Source organism: Ginsengibacter sp., assembly GCF_057362405.1.
Genome location: NZ_JBMQQG010000028.1, coordinates 1 through 13,325 on the forward strand (window position 1 = coordinate 1; position 13,325 = coordinate 13,325).

General features: G+C 38.1%; 13 protein-coding genes. 5 read left to right on the forward strand and 8 right to left on the reverse strand.

Annotated features, from left to right (window positions below):
• Positions 1 to 1,238 (reverse strand): aldehyde dehydrogenase family protein (locus tag ACO1O5_RS02170; RefSeq protein WP_486268010.1); only part of this gene is annotated, 1,238 nt, incomplete at its 3' end.
• A gap of 208 nt (positions 1,239 to 1,446) precedes the next feature.
• Here ACO1O5_RS02170 and ACO1O5_RS02175 point away from each other — a divergent pair.
• Positions 1,447 to 2,229 (forward strand): C1 family peptidase, encoded by a 783-nt coding sequence (locus ACO1O5_RS02175; protein WP_486268011.1) that lies wholly within the window; start codon positions 1,447 to 1,449, stop codon positions 2,227 to 2,229.
• Between the two features lie 101 nt (positions 2,230 to 2,330).
• The gene (locus ACO1O5_RS02180) at positions 2,331 to 2,633 is read left to right on the forward strand and encodes a protease inhibitor I42 family protein (RefSeq protein WP_486268013.1); all 303 of its coding nucleotides are present in this window, start codon (positions 2,331 to 2,333) and stop codon (positions 2,631 to 2,633) included.
• On the opposite strand, the gene panB is transcribed toward ACO1O5_RS02180, so the two are convergent.
• From panB to panC, 6 genes are all read right to left on the reverse strand, one after another.
• A complete protein-coding gene (gene panB / locus ACO1O5_RS02185; RefSeq protein WP_486268014.1) occupies positions 2,634 to 3,449 on the reverse strand; it encodes a 3-methyl-2-oxobutanoate hydroxymethyltransferase in 816 nt (271 codons plus the stop codon). It abuts the gene before it with no gap.
• A 158-nt stretch (positions 3,450 to 3,607) separates the two neighbouring features.
• Positions 3,608 to 4,531: a Ppx/GppA phosphatase family protein gene (locus ACO1O5_RS02190; RefSeq protein ID WP_486268016.1), complete on the reverse strand. Its 924-nt coding sequence runs from the start codon at positions 4,529 to 4,531 to the stop codon at positions 3,608 to 3,610.
• Positions 4,512 to 6,593 carry a polyphosphate kinase 1 gene (gene ppk1, locus ACO1O5_RS02195; RefSeq protein ID WP_486268019.1) on the reverse strand — a complete coding sequence of 694 codons (2,082 nt, stop codon included), beginning with the start codon at positions 6,591 to 6,593 and terminating at the stop codon, positions 4,512 to 4,514. The genes ACO1O5_RS02190 and ppk1 overlap by 20 nt, the downstream gene beginning before the upstream one ends.
• A gap of 12 nt (positions 6,594 to 6,605) precedes the next feature.
• Positions 6,606 to 7,097, reverse strand: coding sequence for a D-glycero-beta-D-manno-heptose 1-phosphate adenylyltransferase (rfaE2, locus tag ACO1O5_RS02200; RefSeq protein WP_486268021.1), 492 nt, complete (start codon positions 7,095 to 7,097; stop codon positions 6,606 to 6,608).
• Positions 7,081 to 8,085, reverse strand: coding sequence for a lysylphosphatidylglycerol synthase transmembrane domain-containing protein (locus ACO1O5_RS02205; RefSeq protein ID WP_486268023.1), 1,005 nt, complete (start codon positions 8,083 to 8,085; stop codon positions 7,081 to 7,083). The genes rfaE2 and ACO1O5_RS02205 overlap by 17 nt, the downstream gene beginning before the upstream one ends.
• Positions 8,086 to 8,119: 34 nt before the next feature.
• Complete coding sequence (panC, locus tag ACO1O5_RS02210) at positions 8,120 to 9,016, reverse strand: pantoate--beta-alanine ligase (protein ID WP_486268025.1); 897 nt, start codon at positions 9,014 to 9,016, stop codon at positions 8,120 to 8,122.
• A 63-nt stretch (positions 9,017 to 9,079) separates the two neighbouring features.
• On the opposite strand from panC, the gene ACO1O5_RS02215 reads away from it, so the two are divergent.
• The 3 genes from ACO1O5_RS02215 to rlmB all read left to right on the forward strand — a co-directional run bounded on the left by ACO1O5_RS02215 (position 9,080) and on the right by rlmB (position 12,187).
• Complete coding sequence (locus tag ACO1O5_RS02215; RefSeq protein WP_486268027.1) at positions 9,080 to 9,895, forward strand: glycogen/starch synthase; 816 nt, start codon at positions 9,080 to 9,082, stop codon at positions 9,893 to 9,895.
• Between the two features lie 172 nt (positions 9,896 to 10,067).
• Entirely contained in the window at positions 10,068 to 11,321 is a 1,254-nt protein-coding gene (gene metK / locus ACO1O5_RS02220) for a methionine adenosyltransferase (protein ID WP_486268029.1), read from the forward strand.
• Positions 11,322 to 11,398: 77 nt separating this feature from the next.
• Positions 11,399 to 12,187: a 23S rRNA (guanosine(2251)-2'-O)-methyltransferase RlmB gene (gene rlmB / locus ACO1O5_RS02225; RefSeq protein WP_486268031.1), complete on the forward strand. Its 789-nt coding sequence runs from the start codon at positions 11,399 to 11,401 to the stop codon at positions 12,185 to 12,187.
• Here the strand turns inward: rlmB and ACO1O5_RS02230 are convergent.
• Positions 12,184 to 13,230 (reverse strand): fatty acid desaturase, encoded by a 1,047-nt coding sequence (locus tag ACO1O5_RS02230; protein WP_486268033.1) that lies wholly within the window; start codon positions 13,228 to 13,230, stop codon positions 12,184 to 12,186. The two genes, rlmB and ACO1O5_RS02230, sit on opposite strands and share 4 nt — an antisense overlap.
• Between the last annotated feature and the right edge of the window lie 95 nt (positions 13,231 to 13,325).

The window sequence follows — 13,325 nt, forward strand, 5'->3', positions numbered from 1 at the left end:
GCGATGGCTTCTTCAATGGTTTTATATTTTATAAGGTAGAGTATGGGCGCAAAGGTTTCATGCTGCACTATTTCCATATCGTTCATTACTTCAGCAATGCATGGCTTTACATAACAGCCGCTTTCATATCCTTTGCCGCTAAGTGTTCCGCCCGTTACTATAAATTTGCCGCCTTGCTTTTTACATGCTTCAATGGAATCAAGATAGAGTTGCACGGCATCTTTATCAATTAATGGGCCTACATGATTGCCGGGTTGTAACGGATCACCGATCTTCAATTGTTTGTATGCGGCTACTAATTTCTTTTTAAAAGTTTCGTATATGGCCTCGTGAATAATCAATCTTCTTGTTGTAGTGCATCTTTGTCCTGCTGTGCCTGCTGCACCAAACAAAGAACCAATTAAGGCAATATCCAAATCGGCATTTTCAGAAATTATAATAGCATTGTTGCCGCCAAGTTCTAACAAACATTTGCCTAACCTTGCACCAACCGCTACACTTATTGCTTTGCCCATTCTTGTAGAACCGGTTGCGGAAATTAATGCAACTCTCTCGTCAAAACATAACCACTCGCCTTGTTCCCGGCCCCCGGTAATTATATTACAAACACCTTCGGGAACTTTGTTTTCTTTAAAAACTTTCGCAATTATTTGCTGGCAGGCTATGCCACATAGCGGTACTTTTTCTGATGGCTTCCATACACACACATCGCCGCAAACCATTGCTATCATGCTGTTCCAGCTCCATACTGCTACAGGAAAATTGAAAGCCGATATTATTCCGACTATTCCTAACGGATGATATTGTTCGTACATGCGGTGCCCCGGCCTTTCGCTATGCATCGTAAGTCCGTATAACTGCCGCGACAGGCCAACAGCAAAGTCGCAGATGTCAATCATCTCCTGTACCTCGCCCATGCCTTCCTGTAAGCTCTTACCCATTTCATAACTAACGAGCTTGCCTAGGTCATTTTTATTTTTTCTTAATTCATTTCCGATCTGCCTTACAATTTCTCCCCTTTTAGGCGCAGGCCATAAACGCCATTCTGCGAATGCTTTTTGCGCCTTTTCGATTACGAGGTTGTAACTCTTCTTATCGCAAATACTTACCGTGCCAATTTGCTTTCCATCAACAGGAGAAGAAGATAATATCAGTTCACGCGAAGCGGGTAGCCATTTGGTTCCGGTTGATACCCCTTTATTTTCTTTGAATATGCTTAATCTTTTTAAAAAATCCATGTATTTGTTTTTTGGCAAAACTATGGATGTTTATAACATTTACAAACGAATGATGATACCCTATTGCATTTAAATTTTATTCTTATTACTTTTAACTGCCCAAAGATTAATAGCTCGCTTTTTGATTGAAAATTTACTCCACTTAATTGCTATCCTTTAGTTACACCGGAAAAATTCAAAAATTTTTTAAACCTTTTAATTTTATTTTATGAGTAAAGCAAAAAGTTCTCCAGTGAAACATTCATTTGGCTATGGTTGGGTACCCGATCTTCCCGATCAGAGAGATCTCATGTATTCCGCACCGATGATGGTAATGAAAAAACTTCCAGCAAAAGTAGACCTTCGATCAAAATGCCCTAAAGTTTATGACCAGGGACAATTAGGAAGCTGCACTGCTAACGCATTAGGCGGTGCATTTGAATTTGCGAGGAAAAAGCAAAAACTTAAAGATTTTATGCCATCAAGATTGTTTCTTTATTACAATGAAAGAGTGTTGAATCACTCGGTTAATTCAGACAGCGGCGCCTTTATAAGAGATGGAATTAAATCATTAAATACAACAGGTATCTGTCCTGAAAAAGAATGGCCTTATGTTATAACCAAATTTGCCGACAAGCCTCCTCAGAAATGTTATACTGATGCATTGAAGGCAACCATAAAAAGTTATCAGCGCTTAACCAATACCAATTTGCCGCAATTGCAGTCATGTCTTTCAGAAGGTTATCCGTTTGTATTTGGCTTTACAGTTTACGAAAGCTTCGAAAGCCAGCAGGTAGCCAAGACGGGTATATTGCCAATGCCTAAACCAAAAGAGAAGGTTGTTGGCGGCCATGCAGTAATGGCAGTGGGTTACGATGATAGCAAGCAGGCAGTTATTGTACGAAATTCGTGGGGAACCGGCTGGGGTGTAAAAGGATATTTTTACATGCCGTATGGTTATATAACGAGCGCTAACTTGTGTGATGATTTCTGGACAATAAGAATTGTTTAAAATGTATAACTTACTTATCAACCTGCGAACCCCCTGTTAATTTCGGGGGTTCGTTTTTTATTTAATAATTTGCGAACATCTTTATAAATAAATTATACACTATGGCTGCAGATAACATTGAAGAAATAAATTTGAAAACCGGCGAATCAACATCCATACAGCTAAAAGGACTTGCTACCGCCGGCTACGTGTGGAGCTATGTTACTGATGATAACAAAAACCTGGTAAGCATTTCCAAAGATTATCTATCCGCCCCAAAAACTATGGGAGCAAGCGCTGACGAACTTTTTATAATAACGGCGAAGGGTAAAGGCACTGTAAATATTAATTTCTTTCAAAAAAGAAATTGGGAAAAAACCAGCGATGCTGCAAATGAAAAAAAAATAAAGATCACCATCGGATGATTAATATTGCTCATGTTCATTCGGAAAATCTTTCGTTTTTATATCCGAAATATATTTTTGAACAGCACCCGTAATTTCTTCATGAAGATTTAAATAGGTTCTTAAAAATCGTGGTTTAAATTCTGTGTTAATACCGAGCATGTCGTGCATTACAAGCACCTGTCCATCGCAATAGCCGCCTGCACCAATGCCTATCGTTGGAATGGATAAACTTTCTGAAACTTCTTTTGCCAGCGACGCAGGAATTTTTTCCAGAACGATGCCGAAACAACCCGCTTCCTGCAATAGTAGTGCATCCTTTTTAAGTTTTTCTGCTTCTTCTTCTTCTCTTGCTCTTACCGTGTACGTCCCGAATTTATAAATGGATTGCGGTGTTAATCCAAGATGCCCCATTACGGGAACTCCTGAACTTAAAATTCGTTTTACCGATTCAAGAATTTCTTCTCCGCCTTCCAGCTTAATGGCGTGTGCCCCCGTTTCTTTCATAATTCTTATAGTTGAACTCAATGCTTCTTTACTATTGCCCTGGTAACTTCCAAAGGGCAAATCAACTATTATTAAAGAACGGTTACAGCCACGCACAACCGAAGATGCGTGGTAGATCATTTGCTCAAGCGTAATGGGCAAAGTAGTTTCGTGGCCTGCCATCACATTGCTGGCGCTATCGCCAACAAGAATAATATCTATACCAGCGTCATCAAAGATTTTTGCAAATGAATAATCATAAGCCGTAATCATCGAGATCTTTTCTCCAACCAACTTCATTCTCAATAATGTGTTGGTCGTTATCTTTTTCACTTCTTTATTAACTGACATAATGATAAGTTTTTTGAAGAAAAAGCGACAGGAGGGAGATGGCTCTGCATTAGAATAAAACAAATCCTTGGAGCGTTCGCACAGTAAATGTATAAATAATTTAAAACTTTATTAATTCTATGTTTTTTATGGCGGGTTATTGGTCATTTGCTATTGCGTCATTTGTTATTATTTACCAGTGACCCCTGGCTATTGAAGTTATTATCATTCACTTCTTCCCACAAATGCTGCACAAGCCCGTCTGCCAACCCAATTTTGGGAACATAGATTTCTGAGGCGTTGGCCCATCTCATAACGTTAACGTATATCTGTAAAGCCGGCACTATAACGTCGGCTCTGTCTTCGCGAAGTTTGTAAATTTTTATCCGGTCGTCTAAAGAAACATTGCTGAGCTCTTTATAAAAATCACGTAATAATTCCAGCGGGAGCGGCTTCGAGTCTTTACGCCTGCTAAGAGAAAATACTTTATTAATATTTCCGCCCGAACCAATGGCTGTAACCTGTTTATGGCCTTTTGTTTTTTCTTTAATGTCATTTTTCATTTCGTCCCATTTCTCTTCGGTTACTTTGTTTTTAAGCAGCCTGATAGTTCCGATGTCAAAAGAATCTTTAAAGACAAGTTTGTTATTACTGAAAAAAGTAAGCTCTGTGCTGCCACCGCCCACATCAATATAAAGGTAAGAATGGTCCTTATCTAAATTTTCAGCAACATGGTTTTCGTATATGAAGGACGCTTCATCGCTTCCTGAAATAACCTCAATCTCAATGCCGGTTTCATTTTTCACCAGGGCAATGATTTCTGCGCTGTTTGAAGCTTCCCGCATAGCCGAAGTAGCACATGCCTTCAAATATTTTACCTCATAGGCATGCAACAGATTAATGTATGCTTTCATAGTATGCAAAATGAGTTCCGTTTTGTGTTCGGAAATTTTGCCCGTATCGAAAACGTCGAACCCGAGTCGCAAAGGAACTCTTATGAGTGAAACTTTATTAAACGTGGCTTTGTTTTTTTCGTCAACAATTACTTCAGATATAAGTAATCGTGCTGCGTTGCTTCCAATATCAATTGCTGATAACTTCAACAGGTGTATTTTTTTTCTTTAAGAGATAATTATAGGTTTCAATCTGAGAACGGATTCTTTTATGGTGATCATTTTCTACATAAATATTAGAAAGGTTGTTATCGAGAATTCTTGCCTTTACATTATCTTCCAGTTGAATGCGAAGTATTTCTTTTAACTCGCGTTGAATCTCTTTATCGTAAATAGGGCAGGTAGCTTCAACCCTATGATCGATGTTGCGAACCATCCAGTCGGCAGAAGATATAAAAACCTTTTCCTTTCCATCGTTGTGAAAGATCATTACCCGTGCATGTTCAAGATATTCGTCAACTATGCTAATAGCTTTTACTGGTTTCCTGAATTTTTTATTCTCAGTAAACATGCAGCAAATGCCTCTTATCACCATTTTTATTTTTACTCCCGCCCTGGCTGCTTCATACAACTTAATAATAAGTTCCTCATCGCTGAGAGAATTTAATTTTAAGATAATAGCAGCATGCCTCCCCTCACGTGCAACTTTTATTTCCTTGTCAATAAGCACATGTAGTTGCTTGCGTAAAGCAACAGGGCTTACAATTAATCTTTTACAGGCTTTAAGTGATTGAAAATCTTTAGGATTCTCGAGATAGTTAAACATCCGGTTGACATCTGCCATAATATGCCTGTCGCTCGTTAACAGGCAATGATCGCCATACACGCGTGCTGTTTTTTCATTTAGATTACCGGTACTTACAAAGCCAAAATGAGTAGTATGGTTATTAACTTTCTTTTTTATAAGGCAGAGTTTGGCGTGTATTTTTAAATTTAAAACGCCCAGGAAAACTTTAACGCCCGCTTCTTCCAGGCGGATTTTCCATTCAAGATTTGCTTCCTCATCAAACCTTGCTCTCAATTCCAAAACAACAGTTACCGACTTTCCATTGCGAACAGCATTGGTTAGCGCATTGATAATATTGGAACGTTCGGCAAGCCTGTAGCAAGTTAACTTAATACTAACCACATCCGGGGCAATGGCGGCTTCTATCAACAAGTCAATTAAAGAATCAAATGAATGATAGGGGAAATTAAGCAATACATCTTTTTCAAGAATAACCTTGGTTACACTATTAGCATTTTGTAGTAATGGATGAACAAAAGGTTTTTTCCTTGGATTTTTTCTTTCAAAAACTGAATCAGGAAAGTTGATAAAATCTTTAAAGTTATGAATGCGGCCGCCTGATTGAATATGATCTTTATTAGTTAATCCCAATCTTTTAATAAGGTAATTTAAAAGCATACTGTCAATGTCCTTATCAAAAATAAAACGTACAGGTTTTCCTTTTTTCCTGTTCTTCAATCCCTTTTCTATTTTTTGAATAAAGGAAGTTGATACATCATTATCAATATCTATTTCAGCATCCCGCGTTACCTTAATAATATTCGATGAGAAAGTATCGTATCCGAAATAAGAAAAGATATTAGGAAGGCAAAATCGAATAACGTCTTCGAGCAGGATAATATAAGAGCCTTCCGCAGTTGATGGAAGGATTACAAACCTTGGCAATCTTGATGGGACAGAAACTAATGCAAATCGTTGCGGAATACTTTCATCTTTGGTAGAAAGTTTACAGGCAAGGTAAATTGATTTGTCGTTGAGTGTTGGGAAAACCTGGATGTTTTCAATCATCAATGGCACAATATTACTTCTTACACTTTCATTAAAATAATTGAGCACAAATTTTTGTTGCTCGCGGTTAAGATGCCTTTCAGTAACTAAAAATATCTTCTGGTTCTTAAGTTCGCCGATAATATTGGCCCACGTGCGGTTAAACTGGTTTTGTTGAATAGTAACTTTCTCATTTATCTCGTCAAGAATTTTTTCCGGCGTTTGCTCAAGATGCATGTTTGCCTTACTTCCAAACTCTATCATACGCCTTAACGTAGCAACTCTAACCCTGAAGAACTCGTCAAGGTTACTCGAAAATATGCCGAGGAATCGTATTCTTTCACGGAGCGGAACGGTCTCATCACCTGCTTCCTGCAGTACCCGGGCATTAAATGCGAGCCAGCTTATATCTCTTACAATTATTTTGCGTTTGTCCATAATTGTTATAAACTATATCTTTTTCATTTTTTCAATAATCCCTGTGGTAGAGAAGCCATCTTCTAGCGGAATGATTTCTACTCTGCCGCCATTTGCAATTACCTCGTTAGCGCCAACTATTGTGTTCGAAGTATAATCGCCGCCCTTTATTAATACATCGGGCATAATATTTTTAATAAGATTGAGCGGGGTGTCTTCATCAAAAATTACAACAGCATCTGTCATTATTAAAGAGGCAAGAATTAGCGAACGCGAATATTGATTATTAATGGGCCGGTCGTTTCCTTTTAGTCTTTTTACAGATGCATCGCTATTTACCCCGATGATTAATACATCGGCAAATGCGGCAGCTTGTGATAATATTTTAATATGCCCTTCGTGCAGAATATCAAATACTCCATTAGTAAAAGCAATTGTTTTATTAATTAACCGCCACCATTTTAGTTGCGATAGTAACCGCTCATTGGTAAATATTCTTTCGTTTATTTTACTGCTTTGCTTCATGATTTTTTTTATTAAAATAAATTAATAACCCAAAACTTATTAAACCTCCAACAATAATAATACCTGTTGATACGCTCCACATTAACCATCCAAAAGATATATTATCTATTGCATAAATAAGCAGTACCTGCTGCACCGCCACCGGAAAAGCGCCGATGCCTCCCGGCGCCACAATAAATGCCAGGGTTGCCAGCGAAAGTACGCTGAAGGCCGCACCAATTCCCAATCCAGAAGTTGCAGAAAGAGCCTGGAACCCAATATAAATTTCCATAAGGTACAAGGTCCAGATAAATATAGAATGCATGATAAATGCTCTTCTTTTTTTTAATCGCAAGATAGAGGTGAATCCTTCTTTCAGCCCGATGTGAACTCCCTTTAGCTTTAGAATATGCCGGTGCGTTGGATATCTTCTAAAAATCCATCTTATTAAAACGAAAAATATTATTACAGCGATAGAAACTACCAGCAATGTTTGCCACCAGGGGAAATTGGCATTTTTATTTGATATCTGCAGTATCTTATCTTTTATAAAACTACTTACGGTTTTTATTTGTATAACAATAGTGATGATAATAACAAGGAAATAGCAAAAGAGATCAAACACCCTTTCCGTTAGGATAGTTCCTATCAATTTATTGATGGGTATTTTTTCATAACGGCCGAGAAGCGTGCACCTTAAAATTTCGCCGGCACGTGGTATAAATGTGTTCGCAAAATATCCGCACATCGTTGCATAAAAAGTATTGCCTGTAGAAGGATGATAACCCATGGGCTCAATCATAATCTTCCATCGCATTGCCCTGCTTAAATGACTTAACAGTGCAATGATAGCAACGGGAATGATAATTATGTAATTGGCGTGCAGTAAAGATTCCCTGAACTGAACCCGCTCTATCGCCGTCATTTTACTAAATTGCCACCAGGTAAGAAAAATGCCTATTCCTAGAAAAACAAGATATTGTAAAACAGCAAATATTTTTTTCCTCATAAAAAGGGTTACAAGATAATGAACAGTATTAACATTAGTCTTTTATCAAAATGTTATCGATCAATCTTACATTATTTAAAAAAGCCGCAATCAAAATTATAACACCTTTAGGTTCGTCAATGTCATCAATAATTCTAAGATTTTTGCTTTTGGCCAGCTCAAGATAATCTACTTTGAATCCTTTTTTTTCGAGTTTATTAATTGCTTCTCTTTTTAATTGTGGGAAATTTCTTATTCCTAAATTTTCTTTGATGTGCATTAATGTCTTGTATAAGGCCGCGGCTATCTTTTTTTGTTCTTCATTTAGTCTAAGGTTGCGGCTGCTCATGGCAAGTCCATTTTTTTCGCGAAGAATGGGACACACAACGACCTTAACTTTTTTGCCCATTTGCTTAACCAGGTTTTTTATAACCAGGCATTGCTGGTAATCTTTCTGTCCGAGAAATAAATAATCCGGTCCAACAATATTCAGCAATCTCTCAACAACAAGACTCACACCCTGGAAATGGCCGGGCCGAAATTCGCCTTCTAAAATTTTTTCGAGAGGCCCAAGTTCGTAATGTTTATTTTTTGAAGCCGCATCCGGATATACTTCATTTTCTGTCGGAATAAATAAGATATCGCACCCGGATTCTTCCAGCAACAAAATATCATTTTCAATAGACGAAGGATATTTGTCAAAATCTTCGCTGTTATTAAACTGAACGGCATTCACAAAAATGCTGCATATGGTGATATCAGAGTCCTTCTTACTTTTAGCAATTAATGACAAATGGCCTTTGTGCAAAGCACCCATCGTGGGTACAAAGCCTGTTGAAATGCCTTGATGCCTGGCCTTATTGAGATGTGACCGTAAATCTTTAGAACGTTTAAATATTATCATTAGTGCGTTGGAATATCGTTCAACGTTGGATTCAACGTCTATTAACAAAAAAATTATTGTAACTTCGCCGCCTGCTAAAAAAACTGTTAAAGCTAATTTAACTATTCGCAAATGTCAACAAAGAAAAGAATTTTATTTATTGCAAACGAAATGTCGCCTTACCTCGAAATGACCGAATTTGCGGAAATCGTGAACAGGCTTGCAGTAAAGTCGAATGAAAGCGGTATGGAAGTGCGCTGTATAATGCCAAGGTTTGGTATTATTAATGAACGCAGGCACCGCCTTCATGAAGTTGTTAGGCTCTCTGGCATTAATGTTTCTATAGATGGGGATGATTACCCGCTTGTAATTAAAGTTGCGTCTTTGCCGAATGCCCGGTTGCAGATTTACTTTCTTGATAATGAAGACCTGTTTAAAAGGAAGACATTATTTCACGATGACCTTGAGAAGTGGTTTAGTGATAATGCATTGAGAACTGTATTATTTTGTAAGGGTGCTCTCGAAACGGTGAAAAAATTTGGCTGGCCTCCTGATATAATCCACTGCAGTGGCTGGATGACGGGATTGATCCCGATGTATATAAAAACCGCCTATAAAAAGGAACCAGTGTTTAGCAACTGTAAAATTATCTATACGATTGGCCAGAATACCTTTAAAGAAAAGCTCGGCCATGACTTTTTAAAACTGGCAGTTATCAATGCAAACGTAAAGGAAAAAGATCTCGAACCTTTTAAAGACGCTAACAATACTGCCATGTTTAGAGGTGGTGCCACCTTTGCAGATGCTATCACCTTTGGCGCGGATAAAGTTGATAAAAAGCTCACAGAAGAATTTAGTAAAGTAAGAGGAAAGAAAGTTCTTAAATATAATCCTGAATCGGACCTCTCTGAATATTTACAATTGTACAGTGATCTTTCTGACAAATAAATTTAATGCTGCTATTACAAAACCACCTTCGACTGTCTCATTTAATTCAACGCCGGAGGCTTGTTTCTTTGCGGTAATCATTCTTTAAAAAATTCAAACGTAAAAGGTATAAATTCCATTTTGTTCAATCATTGTGAATCTATATTTTTGCGGCTCTTAATAAAATAATAATATGCCCTATTTATTTACATCTGAATCAGTGAGTGAAGGACATCCTGATAAAGTGGCTGACCAGATCAGCGATGCATTGATTGATAATTTCCTGGCTTTTGATCCTCAAAGTAAGGTAGCCTGCGAAACATTAGTAACTACAGGTCAGGTGGTGCTTGCCGGCGAGGTAAAATCCAAGGCATATTTGGATGTGCAGGAAATTGCAAGAGAGGTAATACGCAGAATCGGCTACACGAAAAGCGAGTACATGTTTGAAGCAAATTCGTGTGGTATATTTTCAGCCATTCATGAACAATCTGCAGATATAAACCAGGGAGTGGATAGAAAGAAGAAAGAGGAGCAAGGCGCCGGTGACCAGGGAATGATGTTTGGTTATGCAACCAATGAAACTGAAAATTACATGCCGCTGGCACTCGATATTGCTCATAATATATTAATCGAACTGGCAGCATTAAGAAGAGAGAATAAAGAAATTAAATATTTGCGTCCCGACGCAAAAAGCCAGGTTACGCTTGAATATGGTGACGACGGCAAACCCCAACGCATAGACGCGATTGTAGTTTCTACTCAACATGATGATTTTGCTGATGAAGCAAAAATGTTGAAAAAAATATCTGACGATATTAAGAAGATCCTGATTCCCCGAATGAAGAATAAGTATCCGCAGTATGCCCATTTATTCAACGATAAAATAAAATATCATATAAACCCAACAGGTAAATTTGTAATAGGAGGGCCACATGGCGACACCGGTCTCACAGGCAGGAAAATAATCGTGGATACTTACGGTGGTAAAGGCGCTCACGGTGGAGGAGCATTTAGTGGCAAAGATCCAAGTAAAGTTGACAGAAGCGCCGCTTACGCAACAAGGCATATTGCAAAGAATTTAGTAGCTGCAGGTGTTTGTGATGAGGTATTGGTGCAGGTTTCTTATGCAATTGGCGTAGCCCAACCTACAAGCATAAACGTAAATACATATGGAACTTCGAAAGTGAAATTGAGTGAAGGCGAGATTGCGAAGAAAGTAGAATCGCTTTTTGACATGCGACCTTACTTCATAGAGCAACGTCTTAAACTTCGCAGCCCTATTTATAGTGAAACGGCTTCCTATGGTCACATGGGACGTAAAAATGAGATAGTTGAAAAAACTTTTAATCTGCCTAACGGAGCCCCTAAAAAAATTAAGGTTGAATTATTTACCTGGGAGAAATTAGATTATGTAGGAAAAGTAAAAAAAGCATTCGGTATAAAATAATTTCAGTGAGAACATTTGAGGCCCTCATTTTTTGAGGGCTTTTTGTTTTCAGTTAATTTATCAGGTAAATTTGAAAAGTGAGACCGCATAATAAACCTTTTGTTCAACAACATCGTCCCAAAAAAAATCTTTTAATTGCGGGTATCCCTGCAATAATCGAAGCCATGAATAGTGGTCAGCAATTGGAAAGAATATACTTGCAATCTACTTCGCATTCGCCCGAAACAGAAGACTTGAGATTAGCGGCTGAAAGATTTGGCGTTCCTATTAATAAAGTTCCCTTTGAAAAAATAAGGAATTTTAATATCGAGAATCACCATGGTTGCATAGCCGTTAAGTCTAAAATTCATTACCAGGATTTGCAGGATGTTATATCCTTGATTGTTGAAAACGGAGAAACCCCTATGTTGTTATTGTTGGATGGCATCACCGATATCAGGAACATCGGCGCCATAGCCAGGAGCGCCTACTGCTGCGGAGTTCATGCAATTGTTATTCCTGAAAAAGGAGTGGGAGCATTAAACGAAGATGCGATAGCGACGTCCGCGGGCGCTCTTGAAATTCTCCCGGTGTGCAGGGTTAAGAGTCTTGCAAATGCGGTTGATGAAATGCATTTAAATGGCATAAAAGTATTTGCCAGTGACATGAAAGCTGATCGGGCAATTTTTAATATTGACTTTAAAGAACCTTGCGCCATTATTATGGGAAGTGAGGATAAAGGAATTCAACCGGTTCTCTACAAAGTATGTGATGAGCGATTTAAAATTCCTATGAAAAAAGATTTTGAATCTTTAAATGTTTCAGTTGCCGCAGGAATGATACTGTATGAAGCAATGAAACAAAGGATGACCCCACTGACTCATTAAATGCAGCTGCTGCAATTTTCCTGAATTTTATTCTGATCCCTATATTTCCTAAGAAATTGCTTTTTTGAATCATGATAGGAAGACACGACGCCAAGTTTATACATTGAGTAAATGTAAACCCATGCGAGATCAACCTGGTAAGGCAGGAAACCAGACCGGGCACTGGCCGGATAGAGATGGTGATTATTGTGCCATTCTCCCGAAAACAAACCAGGCCTGATTTGATTAATAGATAAGTTCCTGCGGTCGTAGTCAATCCCTTCTTTATGTTTTATCTTTCCTTTTCCGTGCCCGGTGTAGTTGAACATTTTTACCAGAATCATCCAAAACATCGCTGCACCAAACATGGCGCAGGCAAGTCCATGGTTACCTATTAAGTAGAACACAGAATACCAAAATATCCAGTTAACACACCAGAGGAAGACGGTATAAAAGGGAGAGGAGATAGATCCCCATTTTTTATATTGGTCGTAGCTGTTGATTGCAACACCTGTATGAGAAATAAAATTGGCCGCTCTATTATATTCCCGCGCCGATAAGTTTTTAGTAATACTGGTGTGATTTACATCGGCAAGCATACAATATAAAATGCCGGCCCTGGAATTATATGGATCACCGGGCATATCTGATTTGGCATGGTGAACATGGTGCGGCAAGACGTATAGTTCTTCAGGATATGTTTTGATTACCAGGTTTTGAGTTATAAAACGCCATAACGGGTGTGAAAACGTGTATGCTTTGTGCGAACAAAAACGATGAAGCCAGATCGTGCTTTGAGTGCTCATTATTATAACGCTATATAAAAGAAAAGCAATTAATAATCTTAATGAAAAATAATGGAGGATGAATAAAATAAAAAAAGGAAACATGCAAATCGCCATCGACCAGTTCATGAACGGAATCCAATTTTTTCTGTCTGCAAAAATATTTGTTCTGCAAAATGCTTCCTTAAAAAGTTGTTGAAGCGATGGCTTTATGAGTTCTCCATTTTTATCTTGCCAGCCATAAGATGGCGGTTGAAGTATATCGTTTATAAAGGACATGAGTTTGAAATTGAAGAAATTAATGTTAGAGTTTTTAGTTATAAATATTTTATCCGGGTAGCCTGCAAACAGGAAAATAATTCAGCGTTAGTTTA